A 22,364-nucleotide genomic window follows, 5' to 3' on the forward strand; every position below is an offset into this window, starting at 1 on the left:
CATCGAGCGCCGATGAGAAGATCAGTGCTCGACCAGGGGGCCGCCCTGCCCGACCCGGGGCGGGAATGAGTTCGAAGTACGCGGAGGAAGATGTGACGCACACACAGCTGTGGGAGGACAGCACGGCGGCTGACTCGGGATTCACGGTGCAGGTGTTGACCCAACCCGCGATCAATCTCGCGCTCGTCCACAACAACGTCCCGCTGATTGCCGGAGTTCGCGTCACGAATACGACGGGGTCAGCCGCAGTCGACGTCACGGTGACGGTTCGATTGCACGGCAACGGCGCCGAACTCGCGCCTGCCTGGACCCGCACGCACGATGCGGAACTCTCCGATGGAGAAGACGCATTCTGGGACGATTTTGCCGGGTTCGCCCCGCAGACCTCGTACCTTCGCGGTCTGGACGAAAGCCACCCCGCGAGCGTTAGCGTTACCGTCAGCCGGATGTGGGGCCAGGATCTTCATCTCACACGCCCGATAAAAGTCCTCGCCCACAACGAGTGGTTCAACGCGCCCATCTTCTACGATTCCTTGGCGGCCTTCGTACAGCCGAACACCCGATCGGTACAGTCGGTGCTCAACGGCGCCGCCGAACTGCTGCGATCGAGTACCGGTGATTCCTCGATCAGCGGCTACCAAGCGGGCGAGGAGCGCGCCGCGTTCATCGCCGCGGCCATCTACGAGACGCTCCGTGCCAAGCGCATTCGCTACATCACTCCCCCCGCCTCGTTCGAGGCGACCGGACAGAAGATCCGTACCAGCGCAAAGGTTTTGGAGCAGCGCTTCGGCACGTGCATCGACCTGTCGGTGACCTATGCGGCGTGCCTGGAAGCCGCGGGCCTGCGCCCGCTGGTGTGGTTGCTGGACGACCACGCGTTCGCCGGCTTCCTCAGCAAGGAAACGTCCCTGTCCCACCCTTCGCTGACCGAACAGAACGTCTTGGTCAACCTCGTCGAATCCGGCGTCGCCGTACCCGTCGAAGCGGTGTACTACGACGAGTCGGCGAACGGATCCTTCAAGAATGCGGTCGCCCAGGGCCGCCGGCATTTCAGCACGCCAGAAAAATTGGCGGGTGTTGTCGGTATCACCGCCGCCAGAAAGAGTGGCGTGCTTCCGCTTCCGAGCATGGATGACATCGAGCTCGACCGCTCACCCGAGGCTACGACCGTGGGCCCAGTTGTCCTCGAGCTACCAGCGGAACTGCGCACCGAACCGGTAAACGACGACGTCCTCGATGCCACCGACAACGCTCCGGCTCGGGTCCGCAAATGGAAGCGGGCTCTACTCGACCTGAGCACGCGCAATCGGCTGCTCAACCTCAAGCCGTCGGCACAAGTCATCGACTTAAATGTCCCCAGAGACGGCCTGCCGATCCTGGACGACATCATTCACGAGGGAACCACCATCACCCTGGTCCCACACGACGACCTGTCGTCAATCCATCAGCTCCAGGGCGCACGCCGCGCCGCTGAAATCGACCCGGAAATCCTGCACACCTATCTCTCGGACGACCATCAGCTCTTTGCTGCCGTCACCCGCGAGACCTATGTTCGTCGCTTCAAGAATCTGTCCCGCACCGCACGCACTTTGCTCGAAGAGACGGGTAGCGCGAATCTCTATCTGACGCTCGGCGCACTGATCCATCGCACCTCCACCGGCGCCGAAGCCAGGGCCCCGCTTTTCCTGCTGCCGGTGAAGATCATCGGTGGAACAGGACGCAAACTGTTCCAGATCATCGTGGACACGACCGAGGTCGCCACCCCGAACTACTGCCTTGTGGAGTGGCTGCGGCTCAAGCACCACGTGTCGATCGAAGCGCTGGAGTCGCCAAAGCTCGACCACAGCGGCCTCGACATCACGGCCACACTGCGCAGTATTCGGGCCGCCCTGGTCGAACACAACATCGATCTGCGCATCGATGAGGTCGCAACGCTGGCGATCTGCCAGTTCGGCACCTTCGGAATGTGGAAGGATCTCAGCGATTGCTGGGACACGTTGGAGCGAAGCCCGATCGTCAGGCACTTGACCCATCACGCCGGGGAGTCGTTCCGCGATCCGCACGCCGACGGTGACATCGGACTCGACCACATCGAGGTCGACGAAAGCGCTGTTCCGGTTCCCATCCCGGCCGATGGTTCGCAGCTGCGGGCGATCGCGCTTGCTGCAGCGGGCCGGACGTTCGTCCTCGAAGGCCCTCCCGGAACTGGCAAGTCCCAGACGATCACCAACCTCATCGCCCATGCTCTCAGCCTCGGGAAGACCGTGCTCTTCGTCGCGGAGAAACAGGCTGCCCTCGACGTGGTGAAGAAGCGCCTCGAAAAGATCGGACTGCAGAACTTCACCCTCGATCTACACGGCAAGAACCAGACGCCGAACGCCATCCGGAATCAGCTCAAAGCGGCGATCGACAATTCGCTCCACTACAACGAGCGCACCTGGGAGATGCGCCTCGGAGAATACGGCGCACGCCTCGTGCCTTTGTCCGACTACCCGGACAAGGTGCACCAATGCAACGGCATCGGCCAGTCCCTGTGGAGCGCGTTCGAGGAGCTCCTCGAAATCGGGGAGGGACCGGTGGCGGACATCCCCATTTCGTATGTGACTCGCCCGCCCGTGAGCTGGGGAGAGGTGAAACAATCCCTCAAACTGTTCGCAAGGTCGGCTCGCCATCTGGACATCCGCCGCGACGTTGCGTGGTCGCTCGCTGGATCCGTCCCGCAGGGGGTCGGCGCGAACCAGATCCTCGCAGCTCTGCGACGAGCTGCCGACGCGTCGAGTGCGGCCCGGACCAGCGAACGGGTCCGCAGGCTCCTGGAAAACGTGGAAGACCCGGCACAAATCGGCCTTATGGTTCCCGCAGCGCACCGCCAGGTCGGACATCCCGTCCCGGACTCGGCGGCTCTTGCCTGGATGCGCGGACCACAGTTCGCGTCGTTGCGCAGCGAATTCTTCGACGAGATAGCGCAACTGCAGCAGAGCTGTGCCGCGATTCTGGCGATATTGACGCCGATGTTCCTCGAGTCCGGTGATGTCGACCGGTTCGTCGCCGAGGCCGAAGCCAGTGGCAAGGGCATGTTCGGAAAGAAGAAGCGGGTCGAGCAGTTCCAGCAGAACTTGGCTCCTTTCGCCCACCCTGGTGTGGATCTGACTCCCGCCACAGTCCTTCCACTCCTGCATGCGATCCCGGACGTGCGGAAGGCGTTGTCGCGGACGCAGGACCACGCCCAGGACCTCCTCGGTCCGTGGGCCCCGCCACGATGGAATCCTCTCTCGGACAAAAGTGCCGACGACCTGCGACCTGTCTTCGACTACGTCGCTGCCACTGTGGCGTTTGTCGACCGCCATCCGAGCGAATGGAGTCTGCTCGAATCGGTGGGCTTCCTGTCGGAGAACGAGATACGGCTGTTCCAGGAAGTGCACGATGGGTGGCTGGAGGTTCGGTCATGCCTCGGCACCTCCGCTGATGACCTGTCGCGGTGGAAAAACGGTGACCACTGGTTGGCTGCCTGGGAACGCACGCATGCCGAGCTCATCGAGGACGCAGAGCATTTCGAAGCCCAGCGAATTCTCGCTTGGTCTCGTATGTCGGACGACTTCGCTCCGCTCCGCCGCGCCGGACTGGGCATATTCGTGGAACAGCTTGTCACCGGCACGATCCCCGCGGCCGAAGCGACCGGAGCCTTCATCCGGGGAACTGCGCAGAGATCGATCGAGGAACGGCGGCGCTCGAAAGGTCTCGACAAATTCCTGTCGGATCTGCGCGATGGGGAGATCGACGACTTCGTGCGGGCCGCCGAGGCACTGCGCGAGGAGCAGGTCAAGGCGCTGCCCGCCGCCCTGCTGCGCGGTCGACCCTTCAAAACAAATGCGCTCACCGGTGAGGTCGGGCAACTCCGGCGCTCGCTCGATAGGAGACGCGGTGGCGCCAGCTTCCGGCAGCTGATGCTCCGGTACGCCGATCACATCGTTGCCACTACGCCGTGCGTCTTCGTCAGCCCGGCTTCGCTCGCGCAATTCATCCCACCGGGCTCGGCCACGTTCGACATCGTCGTATTCGACGAAGCGTCGCAGGTGACGGTGGCGCAGGCGATCGGCGCATTGGGTCGCGGTCGATCGGCGGTCATCGTGGGAGATTCCCAGCAGATGCCGCCGACCTCCTTCGGCCAGGTCACTGCCGACGACGACGAAGCCGACGAGGACGGCGGGCTCGCTCCCGAAGACCTCGACAGCATCCTCACCGAATGTGTCGAATCCGGTATCCCTCAGCTGTGGTTGTCGTGGCATTACCGCAGTCAGGATGAGGCCCTCATCCACTTCTCCAACCAGAAGTACTACGAGGGACGTCTCGCCAGCCTGCCGTCCCCGGGTGGCGACGTCCCGCCGGTGTCGAATGGCGCCGGGTGAACGGCCATTTCAACCGCGAGAGCCGTAAGTCGCTGCGCACGAACCGCGTCGAGGCCGAAGCTGTCGTCGAGGAGATCCGTACGCGACTGGCTACGCCACACCTGGCCGGGCAGAGCATCGGCGTCGTCACCTTCAACATCCAGCAACGCGACCTGGTCCAGGATCTGCTCGAAGAATGCGACGATCCCCTCGTCCGCGAGCAACTACGACCCGACGCCGAAGAAGGCATCTTCGTCAAGAACCTCGAGAACGTCCAGGGCGATGAGCGTGACGTCATCCTGTTCACCGCGGCGTTCTCGGCGAAGCCCGGCGAGTCCCAGCTCCCCCTCAATTTCGGCCCGCTCAGCCGGACGGGCGGAGAGAAACGATTCAACGTGGCGATCACCAGAGCCCGCCGCAAAGTCATCGTCTTCACGTCGTTCGATCCGTCCGACATCGACCTGTCGCGGACCAAGTCGCTCGGCATGGCGCATCTGCGTGGCTACCTCGAGCTGGCGGCGCACGGGGTCGGCGACGGAGACCAGACAAGAGACGGCGCCGCCGTCGATCCGATTCAGAAGGATCTGTGCGCGGAGTTGCGGAAGCGCGGCTACGAGGTGGAGGCGAACTACGGTCTGTCGGAATTCGTCCTCGACATCGTCGTCCGTGAACGGGGCTGCGATCACTGGCAGGTAGCGCTCGTGCTCGACGGGCCGAGGTGGGCGCAGCGGCCGACAGTCGCCGACCGGGATCTGACACCGCGATTGCTGGAAACAATGATGCATTGGGGTTCATCGTTGCGGGTGTGGCTGCCCGAATGGATCGATGATCCCGGTGCCGTCCTCGACCGGATCGAGGCTGCCGTCGAGATCTCCCGTAGACGTCGACAGGCTTTCGAGGAGCAGCTCGAAGCGGCGGCAGCGGCGCGGGCGGCGCAGATCGCAGAAGCCGAAGCCCAGGTGGCCGTCGAGGCGTCCGTCGATGAAGTCGTAGCCGAGCCCGAAATTGATCAGCCGTTACCCACGTACACCGAACCTGCCGAGATCTGGACGGAGCCAGTTGAATCGGCGCGCCTGGCGAATACGGCGCCGGCGCTCGCCTCCGATGTCGACCCCGCCTCAGTCGCGCCGCCAAACTCCGTTTCTCGTGACTGGCACGGTAAGGGCATCGCCTACCAGTGCGCCCCGACGACGATGCTCGGCCCTCGGGACGATCTCGACCGGACGAATTCACCGTCGATCCGACGCATCATCACCGATGCTGTGCGAGTGACCGTCGACGTGGAAGGCCCGATCGAGCTGGACAGGCTGGTTCGTGGCATCGGCAAGTGTTTCGGCTGGGACCGGGTTCTGAGTCATCGCAAAGACTTCATCATCGAGTGCATCCCCGCCGAGCTCGTGCAAAAGTGCCCACTCGGAACGTTCGTGTGGCCCCGGCAGATCGATCGCACGACGTGGAGGGATTATCGCGCCACCCCGGCCGTCGTCACTCGGCCGTTGAGCGACATCGCTCCCGAGGAGATCATCAACGCGATGAACGCAGTGTGCGCCGGACGAGAGCTCGACGAGGAATCCCTGATGCGTGAGACCATGACGGTCTTCAATCAGCGTCGCCTCGCAGGCTCGAGTCGGGACCGGCTGGAAGCGTGCATAGATCTGGCTGTGCAGAACGGCCGTCTGATTCGTATCAATTCCCTGTTGCGTGCCGGGGTTTGACGCCGATACGACGTCGAGAACTTTCTGGCCACCACGAACGGAGTACGACGACCATGGCTCATTGGTCATCGGGCTATGCCGACTTCCACGAGGAGATCTGGGCGCCGCCACCGGAACCCCCTCGGCCGCTGCGACTGCCCTGCGCGGAGTGCGGCGCCACCTTCCCGGAGCTGAACGCGCTGCGCGAACACGCCTTCAGCAGCCACCCCGTCGCTCGGCCGGTTCTCGTGTACCGCGGTGTGGTGTGCGGTGACGCACGCCTTCTGGTACAGCGGCGCACGACGCCGATCGACTGGGCGGTCTCCCAGTGCACGTGGGCACGCGTCGATGGCACCGAGGTCGATCCGGCCGAGCTCGGTACCCGACTGTCTGGGGCAAGTGGCGTCGTCGCCGTGCAGATTGGCAACGACCGATCGGACCGCACATACGAGTTCGACTTCTCGATCGCCTCGGAGGAGGATCTGCACAGCGTTGACACCGACGTCGAAGTACTGCTCGCCACTGGCGGCATCACCTCGAATGCGATCAGTGCCTTCTACGACCGGGCACTGGCCTTCGAAACCGCGCGCAACTACACCGGCGGCATCGCCGAATACCTGTATTGGCTGGCGGGCCGACGAACCGGTGTGGACCCGGCCACGGCTGTCCGCTATCGCGAGAAACTCAATCGTGCTGCGTACCTGCTGGGCGATGCACATCGGCCGGTCGCCCGTGCCATCACCAGCGTGATTTCCTTCCACTTCAACCATTTCGACGAAGCCGAGCACCTGGCGTTGAGCCCGCGGCTGCGTAACGTTTCCGGCCGTCTGGCACGAATGTTGGCGACGAAAACGAGCACTGTCGACCCGAGCCGGATCGCTGGCGGGCTTTCACACCTCGAGCAGTTGCTGATGGACGACTACACCGCTTCCCTCGTGGAGCTCTGCAGCCAGCCCCTCGATGCCGCCGCGAGGGAGGCAGTCGCAAGCTTCGACTACCGCAGCGCCGAACCCTATGACCGAGTCAAGGCTGTGCTGTTCATCGCAGAGCATCACATCGCCACAGGCGACCCCCGCGCTGTGACCGCCGTACGGGAGGCCAGTCAAAATTGTTTGCCCGACCAGTGGGTGGACTCCCGGCTGGATCTCACTACCAACGAAGGATCGACGTGGCAGACGGCAGCAACGGACGCGGCCACCGCAAGGAGCGGACAGACAGCCGGGGCTCTGCCACAGGCGGAACCGGGAGCGAAAACCGCAACAAGAAACCGAACCCGAAGCGTGCAGGCGAGAACCCGCACCGGGACCCAAAAGCCGGCGGGCACGCCACGGAAGACACACACGGCCGCCGCTACACCGAGCGATTCCGCGACGACCGTGACCACACCGGCGAATGTTCGCCCCGAGAAGGCGGGCGCAACCGATGGGACACGGACTCCCGGCCTCCCCTCCGGCACGACAGCGCATCCGGCGAGCGAGGCTTCGACGACTTCGAGCGGCGCGCGCACACCAAGAAAGCACCGGCTCGCCGCCACAGCCCTGACTCCGGCGACCCTCGCCGCACAGGCGCGCGCTCGGAAGGAAGCGGCTTCGGCCACCGGAACATCGAGCACCGCGAACCCGGCTCCGCAAGTGTCCGACACTCCACCGTGGGACACACGCGACGCGATGTCGAGCCGCAGCGACGCCCGGGCAAACGACGCGCCCACAGAGGACGACGAGCCGCAGAAGCCTTGGCGGCGACTGTTTCACCGACGACGGAGGTAGCACGCACCATGTCCGACGCTTCGACGAACGACACCACGCCTGCAATCGAGACGGTGAAGATGACCGATGCCACTACCGAGAGCAATGCCCCCCATCCGACCGAAGCCGTCGAGGACAATGGCACGGCGCAGGAGAGCTCGGCCACGGTTCAAGCCGTAGCAACCGCAGATGAACTCACCAGCGCGGAAGAACCCGGCAGCGCGGAGCGCCCCACGGAGGCAAACTCTTTCGAAGCAGCCTCGGCCGCAGAAACAGAGAATGCGTCGAGCACCGATGACACGAACGTGCCTGCCGAGCGTGCGGCCACCGATGAACCACCCGCCACCTCCGCTGCACAAGAGCACGGTGCGAACGCCGTTCCCGAGGATGATCCGGTTCCGTCGCCCACCCCTGCTGCCCAGCCACTTTCCGCCGCGCCGGCACCGCTGACGATCGACCATATCCAGTCGTTCGCCGATTTCCTCCGTTACCTACGCGGTCTCGACCAGGACCTCAAACCAATCGAACTGGCGGATGACTCATCTTCCAGGAAAGCCATGGCGAAGCCGGTCGAGCTCGAAGACCTCGACGACCTGATCGCCGATATCGCGGCACGCGACACCAAGCTCGCCACCGCCTTGGCGTTGATGCTGACCGCCGACAAGTCCGATCTCCATGGCACCGCACGTCAGAACGTCACCGCGCTAGCCGCGCGGATCCTGCAGCGGCATCCGGCATTCGTCGAAGATTCCGCTTTCGGGGTGCGGCTGGACCGGCTCGTCGCCGGTGACCTCGAGCGGGAGACACTGCCGCTGTCGATCGTGCGGATGCAGCATCTCCTCAGCCAGGATTTCGACGGCAAGAAGTCCATGAAGGGTCCGCTGCATAGCTTGTCCGACAATGCGGCACACACCCTCGTGCTCATCGCGGCCTCGGCGGCGAATTGGGATCTCGCCGACTGTGTCGACGCGTTCGCGGACACCATCTGGGGTGCAGACGAGCCGTTCGTCGAGTCCGCGACCCGCCGCGAGAAGATGGCCACCCTGCCGAAGACTGCGCGCAAAGCGGCTGCGCTCGTCGTCCAGTCCGCACGTCACAAGCTGCAGGCCATCGAAGCCGAACGCGACCAGACGACCCATCACCTGCATGCGGCGCAAGCAGAGATCCGGCGAACCGCGTCGGACCTTGCCGCAGCCCGTGCCCGAACTGCAGAGTTGGAGGCCGAACTGGCGAAGGTCCAGGTCGCGCTCCAGCAGGAAGTCGACGCTCGGCGCAGCGAGCGTATGGGCGCGACATCGGATTTCGAGACGTTGCGCATCGACACCGCGCGGGTCGTCTCCCAACAGGTCGAATCGCTCGAGGACGCTCTCGACGCCCTCCAACACGGGCAGACGCAGATCACCGACGAATTTGTCAGACGCTCGGTCAATAATCTGCGGCGAAGTTTGGCGACGCTACAACCACCTTCCATGAAGAACGCGCGAGGGGTACAGCAATGACCGTCGTAGGTTTCGACTTCGGCACCACCAACAGCCTCGTCTCGGTCGTCGACAACGACCGGGTCTACGACCTTCTCGACGAAGGCCGACCGGTGCCCTCGGTCGTCAAATACGAGGGCGTCCGGAAGGTGGTCGGGCAGGCCGCCAAGGATGAACTCGACGCCAGCGGCCTCGGCGTGCACGGCAGTTTCGTCAAGTCGCCCAAGACCTACCTCGGTGAGGAGACGATCAGCGTCGACGGTGTAGAACTCAGTCCCGTCGACATCACCCACGACATCATCGAGCATGTGCGCCGACGCGCGCTGGCCTCGACCATCAACGCCGACTATCTGTCAGAGATCACGGACGCGGTGGCCACCATCCCAGTTGGCATGAACGGGCATCGACGCCGAGCGCTGCGCGACGCCTACGCCCGCGCCGGCATCCGCGTGGTCCAGTTCGTCCACGAGCCGTTCGCGGCACTCTACGGCCACTTCCGGCCGCGGATCGGCACCGATTTCGTGCAGCGTTTCGACCGCAAGAACGTGCTGGTCGTGGACTGGGGCGGTGGCACGTTGGACCTCACGTTGTGCCGGTTGCTGGACGGTCGCGTGGTCCAGTTGCACAACGCGGGCACGGGTGAACTCGGCGGCGACGTCTTCGACGACGCTCTGCGCAACTGGATTCTCACCCAGGCGACCGACGAATCCTTCGATGTCGACCCCGACCGTCGACGCCAGCTTCGTCACAAGTGCGAGCAGCTGAAAATCTACCTGTCGGAGGAGGATTCGGCGACCCTCTACATCCGCAACTTCCATCCCGACACCGGCGCTCCACTGACCCACCAGATGACGCGAGCCGAGCTCGAGACGATTGCGAAGCCGCTGATCGACCGCGCGATGGACCACGTCGTGGCACTGCTCGACGCCGCGCACGTCAGCGATTCACAGGTGGCGATGTGTCTGGTGACCGGTGGCATGTCGCGGATGCCGGCGATCTCGTCCCGGCTGCGGGAGTTCTTCGGCGCGCACCGGGTCGAGGTGTCACAGAACAGCGCAACGTTGATCGCTCAGGGTGCTGCGTGGATCGCCGTCGACCGGCAGCAGTTGGAGTTGGCCAAGGACATCGAGGTCCGCTTGGCCCGAGGCTCGTACTACCGGCTGCTCAAGGCCGGCACCCGTATTCCCTTCGAGGGCGAAGAACTCTCGGACGAGTCGCTGGAAATATACTGCGCCGATCCTCGCGATGGCCACGCGAAGTTCCAGTTCTGCACGCCGTCCCGGCCGGGCTCGGATACCCAGCGGTCCGATCTGCGTGACGACCTGGAAACACTCAGCCTTGCGGTCGACACCGCCGCGCGGCCCTTTATCGAGCGCCTGACACTGAAAACGACCCTTGACCCGGACGGTGTCGTCCATGTCAAGGCGAAGTCGGACCTGCGCGGTAATCATGAGAGAAAGTCGCTGCACCATCTGCAGTTCGGCATCTCGCTCGGTCCGAGGAAGACGAACGCAGGCGTCGCAGACGACCCCGGTCCGCCGCTCGAACAGGAGGCCGCCGAGATCGGTAGCGTCGTCGTGCGGTCGAACATCGCCGACAAGAAGGACGACTACTACGTGCCCGGCGAACTGCTCTACACCTACAAGTCGACCTATTTCAGCCGGGCGTTGAACCCGCCCGAGATCCAGGTCGACGAACGCCTGTACTACCAGCCGTGCGCGATCTGTCGACGTCGGGCGAACGACCCAGAGTGCCGGTGCGGATCGCACTAATTTAACACGACAGTTGTATTTAGTTGTGCTGTAATCGGTTTCGTTGATATCGGATCTGTCGGGCGTGGTTTTGGTGGTGTCGTCGTCATCGTGCGGTGGCGTGGGTGAGGGTGCGGGCTGGGTGGAGCACTATCGCCAGGAGACGGCGGATGTCGGCGACTGTGAGTGGGCCCAGCCCGCGTGGGCTTTTGGGTCGGTGGCGGCGGTGCCGGCGAGGAAGGCGTGGGCAAGCATGGCCAGGGTGATGTGCCGGTACCAGCCGTCCCATCTGCGCACTTGGTAGTGGTCGAGGCCGCACTGGTCTTTGGCGGCTTGGAAGCATTCCTCGATCGCCCACCGGGCGTCAGCGACGGTCACGATCTGTTGCCGGGGCACAGTGTCGGGGTGAAAGCACAGGTAGTAGGCGATATCGGTCGGGTCGTCGATGCTGCGGCGGGCGAGCAGGGTGTTGTCCGTGGCCATGGAAAAGTGGCTCTGGCACAACCCTTCGTCGCTGACGTGTAGACCCGACCGCCTCCGACCGCCGGTGCCGTGAGGGGGCTGAAATTGGCGTCCGGCCCTTGGGTCTGCCACCGCAGTACGCCGGTCGCAGCGTCCATGTGGGAGCGCCACGGCGCGTGGTTCGACGCCGCCACCGTGGTCGGCGACACGGTGTACCTGCTGAGCGATAATAGCCATATCAGCCCGCTGGCCGCGGCCACCGGCCGGGCGCGCTGGCACGGGGAGAGGGACGGTACACAGCTGGAAACTATTGCGGTGGCTGAGAACTCGGTACTCACCACCGGCGACAGACAGCTGCGCGCGCTCGATGCCGCGACCGGCGAGGAACAGTGGCGATACGTCACTGCCGCCAAGCTCTCGGGAGCAGCCATCGGTAACCGAACGGCGTATCTGATCGGCGGCGACGGTCACATCCATGCGGTCCAAACATGAACAGTCCGATGGCCAGTCCCCGCCGGGTGATATTTGTGCCGCCCGGTCCCCGTTGGACCGGATCGTCACGCCCGAGACGGGGTTCCGGTCCCCGTTGCAGTTGAGTCGCGCGGCTGCTCCTCGACCCCCGTTTCATGACGAGAGTCGCCGCAACACGGTGACTGTCGAGATCAGTGCCGTCGCGATGGCGGTATGGAATGCCCACAGTGCAAGCCAGGGCCGAAAGAAGCCCTCATCGGTGAATTGGCCACGGGCGCCTATGCAGTACAGGGTGTAGTTGACGCCGCCGCCGGAATTGGGCACGGCGTAGGAGACGACGATCGGGTCGGTGTATGGGGCTTCGCAGAACAAGGGTGCTGTGAGTTTTACCTCGCCAGGCCAGATCGCGACGGGCAGAACGCATCCGAGCAGTGCGGTGCCGACTGAGATCGCGAAGAAGACCGCGAGCAGCTTCGGCAGGCTGCTACGGGTTCGGACCGGGTGTTCCTCGTTGCTCATACCTGTCGCATTCGGAGGAAGGTTCCGGTGCGGTCGAACTGGGCGACCGCCAGTTCCCGCGGTGACGTGACGCCGACCGTGATGAGAATGTCTGCATCGAAACGGTTCACCAGGATCGATCCGGGGATGGCGTTGATGCGGTCGCGCAGCTCGCGACGCAGCGCCACGTCGTCGAACGGTGCCCGGTTCTCGTTGTTGAGATGCTGGAAGACCACTTCGATAGTGAATGTTCCTGTGCGCGTGTGGAACAGCGGAATGGCCGATAACGGCAGGTCACCCACGCATCCGCTTGGGCTGCGCTCGGTTGTCAGTGCAGAAGGGGGCGAGGACGGCGCCGGCCTCATAGGAGGCGGTGCGCGGTCTTGGACGATGCTGGCTATTTCCGCTGTCAGAGCGGAAACATGGAGTCAACGATCTGGCAGGTCAACTCTCCAGTGAGCAGCAGATCCATGGGGACAGCGCCGCCGAGCTGTCCGTTCGGCGCACACCACCACTTTCCCGCCTCCCATGGGTGATTTTTGGCATCGAGCTCGAGGTTGGCGTGGGCGGCGACAGGGTTGATGAGCTTGCCGGGTGTATCGAGTTGAAACGTCGGGTACCGATAGGTCCGGCCGACAGGAAACCCCAAAAGTCTGCCACCAGCGCGGTGGTAGCGCACCTGGCTGGTCCGCCGCTTGGGGGTGGCACTGGAGTCGATGACTGCTCCGACATCGGAGGTCCCCACGCACTCGAATCGCCGCAGAATCTCGCGATGCTCGGCGGGGATCGGGTCTGGAGGCGGCTTATAGGTCGCAGTCCAGATCGGTTGCTGGTCCCAACCAGGTGGACATCCAATACGGCTGTGTGGCTCGCCGGCTCCGGCCAGCCCGGTCTTGATCAGTTCTGCAGTGTCGGCGCGCCAGGTCGATCGCGGGTTCAGTTGGCTTGTGAGATAGGCCAGTACGGCCAAGGACGCATAGATCCGAGAACGAGGGTGGGTACCGGCTGCGTGGGCGAGATCCGGGGTCCCTTCGAGTCGGCTCAGCTGCTCAGTGATGTTCTTGTTCCACAAACGAACGTGATGCGCGCAGGTGTTACGCACATAGGTCAGATTGGCGATCCACCCCACGAGCGCTGCTCCATCGCCGTCGCAGTGCTCGTCGAAGACTCCGAATCCTTCAGCGATCAGGTTCTTTTGCTGCTGCTTCAACCCTGCGAGCAGGGTGGACAAGCTGCCGAAGGTGAGAAGCTCGGTGACTACCCATACCGGGAGTGGCATCCCGTACTTCGCCTTGAAGTGTTTGACGAACTCTTCTTTCGATGCGTCTTCGAGTCGCCTGACGTTGGTCAGCCACTTGGCGTGCTCGCTGGCCAGCCAGTGTGCCCTGCTCGCAATGGGATTCTGATCATCCATCTTGGTGAAGGTCGCACCTAGTGCCGCAGGATCCAGATGCGCAAACGGGTGCCCGGTGCCCAATGTGTAACCGAGTCGGACCCGCAGAGCGACCTCGATGCGCTCGATCGCATCGAGGACATGCAGGCGTAGACGGCGGTCGAACTCGTAGAGATTCAGGACCTGGTCGAAGGTAGTCCCAGGGTTGAACTGGTCGCCGACTTCGCTGTGTGGCGTCGTACCGGAGCTCGGCACGGGAGTGCGGTAGATATGCCAGTAACCGCTCAACCGGTAGTAGCCGATTGTGTGCAGCACCTGCATCGCCGCCGTCTCGTCGGCGATGTCCATACCACGCTCACGCAGCAGACCTACCTGCTCCGCCAGAGTCTTGAACGGCTTGTCGTAGATCGTCATGACAGGTGGCGAGAGCGCGAGCACGCCACGAGGGGGGTTACTCATCGAGACACCTCTGATAGTCTGTAACGACATGGCCGACCGCCCACTCCCGCACCAGGGAGGGACGGTCGGTTCTCTTATGCGATGGTTTGTTTCTACCTACGGGAACGCATGATCACAGCGAGTTTCGTAGCTCGCGCAGCGTCTTGCCGGAGCGTGTGTGAGTCCAGTTGTGCCAACCGTTGATCTCTGACCCGACGAGTTCCTTGAGTGCCGGAGACGGTTCGCTGTAAATCCCTTTGTCGGTCCGCACCCGACCTCCATCGATGATCGTTGCCGTAAAGACGTCGCCTTTTCGAACGCGTTCGTGGCGGAGTTCGTCCCCGCTCGCGACTAAGCCCGCGCTGATCAGTGGTGCAAGTCTGCCGAGTCGCGGCGGGCCTGAACTTGCGGCCGCGGAGATGGCGGGGACAGCGTCGCCGGTGAGCAGGAGCCTCCGCAGTACGTCGTTCGGGTCTTCGAAGGCAATCCGGTGCTGCGCGAGTGCGTTGTACACATCGTCGTCAACGACGATCTCATGCTCCATTGACCCGCCGTCCTTTACTTAATCTTGCACTTCAAGTCATCTGCAAGAGCAAGATTAATGTGCCCGCGAGGCGGCGTCAACGAAATACCGTGATGCATGCGGATTAGGAGCCGAAGCGTGCGCACCCATGGCGAGGACGCTGTTGGCCGCGGATTCCGTTCTCGGGTTCCAACGAGACGACGAGGGCTGGTCGGTCACCGACGGTTGCACCGGGCGCCGACACTCGTCACCTTTCGGACGAGACCAGTCGAAACGGTCTGACATCGGATACTTTTCCCGCCGAGTCGATCACGACAGGGTGGTCGTGCACATCGCGGGTGTCACCAGCGTCGGCTCGCTCGGTGCCGCGCACTGGTTGGACGCGCACCTGAGCGAGCTATACGAACCGGCAACGACTTTCGTCAGCGGTGTCGTCGAATGCGACTAAGCTCTACGGCGGCCCGGGCAGGAACGACGTCCGCCAGGACTGACCACAGCCACGGCGTCAACGCCTGGCCTCCGGTGGCAGGTTGAGCGGGAGGCTCGCCACCGTGGCGAGCAGCGTCGTCACCCGGGGTTCACCGGGACAGTACGTGGAACACCTCTACGGAACAGCGTTGAGCTGGGGCGGGATTCGCACTTCTTGGTGTTCCGTTGGCCGATCGGCTTGCGGAGCAGCGGAGATGCGAGCAGCGAGACATGCGGCGAATCGTGTTCACGCGATGTCTGAGCTGATTGGCCTACTCAGGTCCCGTAGTGCGTCGTCGTATTGGTTGCGGTCGAACCGACCGAACGCGCCATAGTCGCGTGTTGGGCGATAGGGCCCGAAGCGATCCCAGATCACAAGGTCGTCGGTGACAGTAATCTCGGCCAGGAGCGGCCAGCAGCCCCACTCGCCGCATTCGCACACGAGCAAGGGTGTCTTCGATCCCGTTGCCATGGTGGACCTTCCGTGGAAGTGGTCATCCATCCGGAGGCACCGAGAGTACGCCGGGATGAGGCCACCATATGCCCCACCTGCGGGCTGCATACCTGCCTCGAGCTCGAATCTGTCGATCAGATCGGTGAGTGGCACACCGTCGACACGTGGGATGACCCGGTCACGTCGCACGATCGGAAGGATGCCAGCGAGGAGCCAGCGGCGTGGGCGGGGGAACTGGACTTGTATGTCGAACTGGATCTTATTGATGGCCATGGTGGAATCCGGTCTCGCTGGTGGATCGGTACGCGGCTGCGGCTTCTGTTCCGCTGGCGCGCCATTCACCTCACAGGGCGCTTCGTTCACGCGCCGCGCCGGCAGCCGGGTGAGCGGTCGTGGGATCGGCCGTGGCCAGCGCCTCCGCGATCGACATACCCGTCCGTTCGGCGAGAATCAGCCGCTCCCGAACCTCGCGCGACGTGCGGGGCCGATAGCCCGGACCGGTGCCACAGCAGCCGCCGTAGAAGTTCAGCCCGGAGTCGAGCACTGCTGCGAGCGCTCGCCAACCCGCCTTGTCGACTTTCCTGGGCACCTCCAGATGCGGCCCAGCGTCGATGAGTCCCGCATGGCATTGCGGGCAGCGGTCCGGCGCCCGGCCGATCGAATGCTTGTAGGAAACCCGGCAGCCCAGGCACACCAGATGCGTCCGGCTGGGGTAGATGCACATGTGGGTAGCGTACGTTCGGCGGCCCCGTCGGGTCGAGCCACCCGTTGTGCTGGAACTGGATCCGGAGCAAGCGGATCTGCCGAGGCTCGAGGAACTCGGCTATATGGTGTTCACGTCGGTCGATGCGTTGCTCGGGTTCGTGAATAAGGATCGCGCTGCCGCCGCGGGGGAAGAACCGACCGATATCGTCGAGACGCCTGCCAGCGACAGCGCTGCCACCGAATTCGGGCGGCGCATGATCGACGCCTACCACCGTGCCCGCGAGGAGGCGGGATACCACGCCGGATATTTCCGCCTCACCGTTGAGGCGCTGGTGATCGAGCCGCAGTTCGCGGGGTTGTTCGATGAGAAGGAGCGGGAGACGGCGCGGAACAGGTTGGTGCAGTTCGGGTTTCAGGTGGCAGAGCGGTCCTGAACGGACAACAACTTGAAGTAAATTTAGGAGCAGCCGGAGCGGGTTGATCAGGATCGCGGCTCCGGAATCACGCATCTAGGCAGCGGCGGCCACGGCTTCCAGATTGTCGAGCATGCTCGCCCAGCCGGGGCCCATGATCGAGCGGGCGCGCTGGGTGACCGCATTGTCGGGGTCGAATCCGGTGTGACTGAACAGGATTCGGGTGCCATGACCCTCCGGCCGCAACAACCAGGTGATGATCCAGCCGGAGTCGACCTCGGCGCGGGCATCGCTCCAGGTGATGCGGAGTAGTTCCGGGGCAACGACTTCGAGCACCTTGCCGCGGATCTCGCCGGAGAAGTCCTGTCCGGGCATGGGCTGCGTCTTCATCTCGAAGATATTGCCCGCCACGGGTTCGAAGCCGATCGGTTGCATCATCCACTGCCCCATGAGGTCCGGGGTGGTGATCGCGCGCCACACCTTTTCCGGCGGGTGCGGGTAGTAGTGGTCGAGTTCGATTTTCGTCAGATCGTCGGTCATCACTCGGATTCCTTCTCGTGGGGGTCGTCGGGCATGGTGTCGAGCACCTCGCCCAGGGCATGCAGGCGCGCCCGCCAGAAGCGCTCGAACGGGTCGAGCCAGGACTGCAATTCGTGCAGCGCATGCGGTTCGACGCGATAGAACCGCTGCCGCCCGCGCTTGTCCTCCTCGACCAGTCCCGCATCCCGCAGCACTTTCAGATGCTCGGACACGCTGGGTCTGGCCATATCGAAGCGCTCGGCAATGGCCTGCACCGACTGCTCACCGTCGAGCAGCAGCTCGAGGATGTCGCGCCGGGTCGGATTGGCGAGCGCTCCGAACACCTGGTCGGCCGCGCCGGATTTCGTGCGGTAGGGCATGACCCACCATAGGTAGGTTTTTGCCTACCCGTCAACCGTAGGAATGTGCCTACCTTTTCGACCAACTGCGACACCGCACGCTACCGTTTGTTCTCATGAACCCTGGAGCCACAATGTCGGGTCCGGGAATCTTGTTCCGGGTGGGCGGACATCGGGGCAGGTGTGCTTTGTCGATCGTCACGAAAGCGGACAGCATCTGGTCTTGTGGAATCGACAGAGTGCAAGTCTGACCACGCCACGGCGAGGCGTATGGATCTTTGGCGTTTGACGTCTGACGAAAACGAGGCCCGTACCAGGATTGGTACGGGCCTCGTTCTTAGCGGTGTCGGGTAGTGCGAGGATCTTCGGCGGTGTCGTGGTGCCGAAGCGGTGCTGGTGTCGGGCGCGGGCCGCATCGAGCACTTCGCGCCGGTCCGCTGCCTTGGCGGTGGCGAGCCCGAAGTGGACATCGGCGGGGGTGTGCAAGCCGATGCCGGTGTGGCGATGTTCGTGGTTGTACCACTGGCCGAATGAATCCATGAATTGTCTTGCCTCGGTGAGTGATCCGAAGCGTTCAGGGAATTCCGGCCCATATTTCAAGGTTTTGAACAGCGACTCCGAATAGGGGTTGTCGTTGGACACCCGCGGCCGGGAATGCGACCGGGTGACCTCGAGGTCGGCCAGCAGCGCTGCGACGGTCTTGCTGGTCATCGATGTGCCCCGATCGGCGTGCACGACCTGCGGGATGCCGTGGACACCGAAGATCTCCTTCATCAATTCCGTTGCCAGAACACCGGATTCGTGAGCATGGACGTGGACGCCGACGATGTAGCGGGAGTAGATGTCGATCATCACGTAGGCATCGAAGTACTGCCCCTTGACCGGGCGAGTTTGGTGAAGTCCCAGGAATACACCTGACCAGCGGCGGTCGCGACCAGCTCGGACTCACCTTCGCCGGGTGTCGTGCCAGCCGGCGCCGTTCGCTGACTTACCTGTTTTCCCGCAGCACCCGATACATCGTGGACACCGAACATAGGTAGGTGCCCTCGTCGAGCAGTCGGGCGTAAATCTGTAGCGGCGCCAGGTCGACGAACCGGTCGCTGGTGAGCACCGCCAGAATGCGCGCGCATTCCAAGACGGTCAGCTTGTTCGCCGGGTCCGGCGGCGGTGCGGTGGCCACCGCGGGAGTCGGTGCGGTGGCCGCTTTGTGCCGCCGGATCGGGCAAGCCCGCCGCGCGCAGCTGCTCCACGAGTTCGGTGTCGGTGAGTGTGTCGTTGGTCAATGCCGCCTCGATCTCGATCAGCTTCGCATTGTTGACCATGCCATCTCTGTTCATCGGGGCCTGAAAACTTTTGCGGCTGTGGACTATTGCCACGGGTCGATAATGGGCACTCCGGCGGCCTCGAACGGGGTCGTGTCGCGGGTGGCGACGGTGAAGCCTGCGGCGGCCGCCGTGGCGGCAATCATGCCGTCGGCGGTGCCGATGGCCAATCCGGCGGCGCGGCCGGTGGACATCAGGCGCGCGAATTCCGCGGTGGCCTCGAGGTCGTAGGGCAGGATGCGCCCGGCGAACAGCGGCATTGTGTCTTTCTCCAGCTGCTCGGTCAGCACATCGCGGCGGCGGCCGTCGGGCAGGATGGACAGGCCGTAGCGCAGTTCGCCGACAGTGACGGCGGTCAGGTAGAGGGTTTCGAGGTTCTGGGCGTCTATCCACGCGAGCACGCGCGGGTTCGGAGTGCGGCCCATGGGTTCGCTGATGACGTTGGTGTCCAGGATGATCACTCGCCGAACTCCAGGGGTTCGGCCGGGCTGCGGTCGCGGTTGTCGAAAGCGGCGTGCTCCTCCTCGGTCAAAGGGACCTCGCGCCAGATCTCGGCCAGCCGTGATCCGAGCTTGATCCGCTCGGCCGGTTGCACGGCGTCGGTGAGGATCGCTCGTATCTCGGCCTCGGCGCTGCGGCCGTGCGCGGCCGCGCGGTGGCGGATCGCTCGGTGTACCTCGTCGCTCAGATTGCGCACGGTCACGTTCTTCATTCGCTATCATCTCCTCTTGTCCGCCATCATTGATGGCAACTCATTCTATCTGATGTCACCTCCCGTTCTGGCCTGAGATATTGTCAAGACTGTGGATGAGCGAGTTTCAGGCGGCCTCCTCGGTGTTGGCGGGTCGGTCGGTCGTTCTGCGAGTTTCGCTGGGTAGCAGTTCGCCGAACTGCTGGTGGATGTCGAACAGGCCGTCGCGCAGTAGCGGGGTGCCGCTCGAGTCGTGTACCTCGTAGTGCGTCCGCAGGGCGCGTCTGGCTGTGTCAGTCGTGTTTCGCCTCGTAGCGCAGCAGGACCGTGCCGCCCGGGAAGGTGCGGTTCTCCAACAGTCGCAGGGAGATCCATGACGGCAGTGTCGGGAAGAACGGGGTGCCGCCGCCCACGGCGGTGGGCGTGACCACGATCCGGTACTCGTCCACCAGTCCGGCCTGCACGATCGGTGCGGCCAGCGTCGCGCCGGCCACCTCCAGCCTGCCGTCGGTTTCGGCTTTCAGTTTCGTCACCACCTCGACCGGGTCGCCGCGTTCCAGGCGGGAGTTCCAGTCGACCGACTCCAGGGTGCGTGAGAACACGACCTTGGGCATGTCGCGCCAGATGCGGGCGAAGTCGACGATCAGAGGGGTGGCGTCCGGGGCCTTGTCAGCGGTCGGCCAGTACGCGGACATCAGTTCGTAGAGCCGCCGCCCGTAGAACGACAGGGCGGTCTCCCGCTCGAAGTCGTTCCAGTACTGGAGGAGCTCTTCGCTCGGATCGGACCAGTCGATGTTGCCTTGCGCGTCGGCGATGTACCCGTCCACCGACACGTTGAAGCCATAGATGAGTTTGCCCATGGAGATCAGACTGCACCGGAGGGCAAAACTCATCGCGACGCCACACGAGATATCGTCAAATCCTTGTAGAAGGGGCGAGCGTCAGGCGGCCTCCTTCGTAGTTGACGAATCGACCGGTTGTTCTATGAGTTTGGGGTCGAGACCGCTGAGGTGCTGTTCCTCAGCGAACTGGCCTTCGGCAGCGACCTGTTCGGCGCAGGCGTCGAGTTCCAACTCGTCAACGCGATACGCGACGCCGAAGCGATCACGATCCTGCGTTCGCTGCAACGGAAGCTCCACACCCGCGCCGGCGCCGAAGCGCTGTTCGTGCCTGAGCTCTACGCACCCGAATAAGCCCGAACCACAAGATGGGACAGCTGCGAGCGGCACCGGAATAACCAACCCCGGAACGACCCAACAGTTCGCCTAGGACCGGATCGGGCGAGCTGGCGGAACGCCGAAGGCGCCACACTGTTCGATTCCCGGTTATCGGGAAACTTCGGAAAGGGGAGGTCGTGCACGACGTCGACGACGCGATGGATTCACTATCAGCCCGAACGTCATCCCGCCCAACTATTTTTCTTGGGGGTGGGTCAGCCACCGTCATGCGGTGTACAGCGAGCGCGCAGGGTGGGCACGCCGGGCCCGGTGAGGTCATCGCAATAGGCATGTCTTCCCGCCATTGCCATGGTGAGCGCGATGGTCGTTCCGCGGATCAAGGGGCCGGTTCCGACAGCGAAGTGGCCGTCGGTCGCCTCGAGGCGTAAGTCTTCGATGATGCTGCGGCTAGCTACGGTGAAATCGCGGCTGGCGAAGAAGCGGGCCACTTCGGTGGTGGCCGCGACCGACGGTGTGCGCGACAGCCCGAGGGGACGCCGGATGTCCTGGGCGTGGACGACCACCTCGCCGAGCCAAGCTGCCGTGTGCCCCGATGCCGCTGTGGTGCTCGTGACGACCGCACGGAATCGTTCGAGGGTTTCGGCCGGGGTCGCACCACGGTGCCCGGCCAGTTGCCGGTCGTTGTGCCGGTCGAAGTCGAAGCGGGCACCGAGGACACTCGTCAGCCAGCGCAGCCGGCCGATACTCGCCGCCGCGGTGAGGTGGGCGACGACCTCCTCGACCACCCAGCGTCCGCACAGCGATCGTTGGGCCCACTGCTTGTCATCCAGGTCGGCGAGATCACCGGCCAAGGCGGCGCGTTCGGCGTGAGCCATGGCCCAGAGGCCCTCGCGAGACACAACATCCGACACCGGGGTTCCTCCAATTCGAGCGAAGCCAGCCAGAAGGGGTGGCGATGTGTGAGCTGATCTGCGTCCTTGGCCAGTGCCGTCGGTGGTGCAGTTCATCGTTCTCGGGTGTAGACGATCGCGCTCGCTCGGATTCATCGGTCGCGCGGTGATCCCAGACCGCCGCCGCTCGGGCGAAGGCCACGCGTTCGGTGACAGATATCCCGCAAAAGTGACACATCTGGTGCTTGCCACAGTGCTCATCGCCCGTGCCCTGGACGATCATCCAATCACTGGCGTCTCCGATGGCTGGACGGTTCGGTAAGTGCTGTCGGAATTCGCGGTAAACTCCGTCGGAGTTCGCGAAAAATCCATCTGGTCTGGATGTCTGTTCCGTTGCGAAGGGTCTGCTCGAGCAGGGCTACGCCGGGCCGCTCGTCGACACCGGGATCCCTGATCCGGTCAACGGCCGAGAACTCGCTGTCGCGGAAGCCTTTTGGCCCGACGGGCTACAACACGGCGTCGGATCG

20 protein-coding genes and 2 pseudogenes are annotated in these 22,364 nt (G+C 63.9%); 9 read left to right on the forward strand and 13 right to left on the reverse strand.

Going from position 1 to position 22,364, the window contains the following annotated elements; genetic code table 11:
* Positions 1–92 precede the first annotated feature (92 nt).
* Genes ACV7NQ_RS26080 through ACV7NQ_RS26100 form a run of 5 tightly spaced genes read left to right on the forward strand, consistent with a single transcriptional unit; the run spans position 93 to position 11,074 of the window.
* Positions 93–4,406: a DUF4011 domain-containing protein gene (locus ACV7NQ_RS26080; RefSeq protein WP_463362041.1), complete on the forward strand. Its 4,314-nt coding sequence runs from the start codon at positions 93–95 to the stop codon at positions 4,404–4,406.
* Entirely contained in the window at positions 4,403–6,100 is a 1,698-nt protein-coding gene (locus ACV7NQ_RS26085; RefSeq protein ID WP_463362042.1) for an AAA domain-containing protein, read from the forward strand. The genes ACV7NQ_RS26080 and ACV7NQ_RS26085 overlap by 4 nt, the downstream gene beginning before the upstream one ends.
* A 53-nt stretch (positions 6,101–6,153) precedes the next feature.
* Positions 6,154–7,845 (forward strand): hypothetical protein, encoded by a 1,692-nt coding sequence (locus tag ACV7NQ_RS26090; protein ID WP_463362043.1) that lies wholly within the window; start codon positions 6,154–6,156, stop codon positions 7,843–7,845.
* An 8-nt stretch (positions 7,846–7,853) separates the two neighbouring features.
* Entirely contained in the window at positions 7,854–9,323 is a 1,470-nt protein-coding gene (locus tag ACV7NQ_RS26095; protein ID WP_463362044.1) for a hypothetical protein, read from the forward strand.
* Entirely contained in the window at positions 9,320–11,074 is a 1,755-nt protein-coding gene (locus ACV7NQ_RS26100) for an Hsp70 family protein (RefSeq protein ID WP_463362045.1), read from the forward strand. The genes ACV7NQ_RS26095 and ACV7NQ_RS26100 overlap by 4 nt, the downstream gene beginning before the upstream one ends.
* Before the next feature lie 129 nt (positions 11,075–11,203).
* Here the strand turns inward: ACV7NQ_RS26100 and ACV7NQ_RS26105 are convergent.
* Positions 11,204–11,518, reverse strand: a pseudogene (locus ACV7NQ_RS26105) (transposase); the annotation flags it as partial.
* A gap of 153 nt (positions 11,519–11,671) precedes the next feature.
* On the opposite strand from ACV7NQ_RS26105, the gene ACV7NQ_RS26110 reads away from it, so the two are divergent.
* Positions 11,672–12,007, forward strand: coding sequence for an outer membrane protein assembly factor BamB family protein (locus ACV7NQ_RS26110; RefSeq protein WP_463362046.1), 336 nt, complete (start codon positions 11,672–11,674; stop codon positions 12,005–12,007).
* A 132-nt stretch (positions 12,008–12,139) separates the two neighbouring features.
* Here the strand turns inward: ACV7NQ_RS26110 and ACV7NQ_RS26115 are convergent, their stop codons facing one another.
* From ACV7NQ_RS26115 to ACV7NQ_RS26130, 4 genes are all read right to left on the reverse strand, one after another.
* Positions 12,140–12,505, reverse strand: a complete 366-nt coding sequence (locus tag ACV7NQ_RS26115; RefSeq protein ID WP_463362047.1) for a hypothetical protein — start codon at positions 12,503–12,505, stop codon at positions 12,140–12,142.
* Positions 12,502–12,786, reverse strand: a complete 285-nt coding sequence (locus ACV7NQ_RS26120; RefSeq protein WP_463362048.1) for a hypothetical protein — start codon at positions 12,784–12,786, stop codon at positions 12,502–12,504. Before ACV7NQ_RS26120 ends, ACV7NQ_RS26115 begins: the two co-directional genes overlap by 4 nt.
* Before the next feature lie 107 nt (positions 12,787–12,893).
* Positions 12,894–14,336 carry an Abi family protein gene (locus ACV7NQ_RS26125; RefSeq protein WP_463362049.1) on the reverse strand — a complete coding sequence of 481 codons (1,443 nt, stop codon included), beginning with the start codon at positions 14,334–14,336 and terminating at the stop codon, positions 12,894–12,896.
* Between the two features lie 112 nt (positions 14,337–14,448).
* Positions 14,449–14,859: a restriction system modified-DNA reader domain-containing protein gene (locus tag ACV7NQ_RS26130; RefSeq protein ID WP_463362050.1), complete on the reverse strand. Its 411-nt coding sequence runs from the start codon at positions 14,857–14,859 to the stop codon at positions 14,449–14,451.
* Between the two features lie 127 nt (positions 14,860–14,986).
* Here ACV7NQ_RS26130 and ACV7NQ_RS26135 point away from each other — a divergent pair, with 127 nt between their 5' ends.
* The gene (locus tag ACV7NQ_RS26135; RefSeq protein ID WP_463362051.1) at positions 14,987–15,286 is read left to right on the forward strand and encodes a hypothetical protein; all 300 of its coding nucleotides are present in this window, start codon (positions 14,987–14,989) and stop codon (positions 15,284–15,286) included.
* An 817-nt stretch (positions 15,287–16,103) separates the two neighbouring features.
* Here the strand turns inward: ACV7NQ_RS26135 and ACV7NQ_RS26140 are convergent.
* Positions 16,104–16,484: a hypothetical protein gene (locus ACV7NQ_RS26140; protein WP_463362052.1), complete on the reverse strand. Its 381-nt coding sequence runs from the start codon at positions 16,482–16,484 to the stop codon at positions 16,104–16,106.
* Positions 16,485–16,530: 46 nt separating this feature from the next.
* Between ACV7NQ_RS26140 and ACV7NQ_RS26145 the strand changes: the two genes are divergently transcribed.
* Positions 16,531–16,899, forward strand: a complete 369-nt coding sequence (locus ACV7NQ_RS26145; protein ID WP_463362053.1) for a hypothetical protein — start codon at positions 16,531–16,533, stop codon at positions 16,897–16,899.
* A gap of 75 nt (positions 16,900–16,974) precedes the next feature.
* On the opposite strand, the gene ACV7NQ_RS26150 is transcribed toward ACV7NQ_RS26145, so the two are convergent.
* The 6 genes and pseudogenes from ACV7NQ_RS26150 to ACV7NQ_RS26175 all read right to left on the reverse strand — a co-directional run bounded on the left by ACV7NQ_RS26150 (position 16,975) and on the right by ACV7NQ_RS26175 (position 20,629).
* The gene (locus ACV7NQ_RS26150; protein WP_463362054.1) at positions 16,975–17,418 is read right to left on the reverse strand and encodes an SRPBCC family protein; all 444 of its coding nucleotides are present in this window, start codon (positions 17,416–17,418) and stop codon (positions 16,975–16,977) included.
* On the reverse strand, positions 17,418–17,777 hold the full coding sequence (locus ACV7NQ_RS26155) for an ArsR/SmtB family transcription factor (protein ID WP_463362055.1): 360 nt from the start codon (positions 17,775–17,777) through the stop codon (positions 17,418–17,420). Before ACV7NQ_RS26155 ends, ACV7NQ_RS26150 begins: the two co-directional genes overlap by 1 nt.
* 318 nt (positions 17,778–18,095) lie before the next feature.
* Positions 18,096–18,924: pseudogene (locus ACV7NQ_RS26160) on the reverse strand (transposase); the annotation flags it as partial.
* 198 nt (positions 18,925–19,122) lie between these two features.
* A complete protein-coding gene (locus ACV7NQ_RS26165; protein ID WP_463362056.1) occupies positions 19,123–19,539 on the reverse strand; it encodes a PIN domain-containing protein in 417 nt (138 codons plus the stop codon).
* Complete coding sequence (locus ACV7NQ_RS26170; RefSeq protein WP_463362057.1) at positions 19,536–19,790, reverse strand: FitA-like ribbon-helix-helix domain-containing protein; 255 nt, start codon at positions 19,788–19,790, stop codon at positions 19,536–19,538. Before ACV7NQ_RS26170 ends, ACV7NQ_RS26165 begins: the two co-directional genes overlap by 4 nt.
* Before the next feature lie 272 nt (positions 19,791–20,062).
* Positions 20,063–20,629, reverse strand: a complete 567-nt coding sequence (locus tag ACV7NQ_RS26175) for a dihydrofolate reductase family protein (RefSeq protein WP_463365818.1) — start codon at positions 20,627–20,629, stop codon at positions 20,063–20,065.
* Positions 20,630–20,746: 117 nt separating this feature from the next.
* On the opposite strand from ACV7NQ_RS26175, the gene ACV7NQ_RS26180 reads away from it, so the two are divergent.
* Entirely contained in the window at positions 20,747–20,962 is a 216-nt protein-coding gene (locus ACV7NQ_RS26180; RefSeq protein ID WP_463362058.1) for a hypothetical protein, read from the forward strand.
* A gap of 239 nt (positions 20,963–21,201) precedes the next feature.
* On the opposite strand, the gene ACV7NQ_RS26185 is transcribed toward ACV7NQ_RS26180, so the two are convergent.
* A complete protein-coding gene (locus tag ACV7NQ_RS26185; RefSeq protein ID WP_463365819.1) occupies positions 21,202–21,822 on the reverse strand; it encodes a maleylpyruvate isomerase family mycothiol-dependent enzyme in 621 nt (206 codons plus the stop codon).
* Between the last annotated feature and the right edge of the window lie 542 nt (positions 21,823–22,364).

Source organism: Nocardia sp. Tas62D01 (assembly GCF_055232035.1).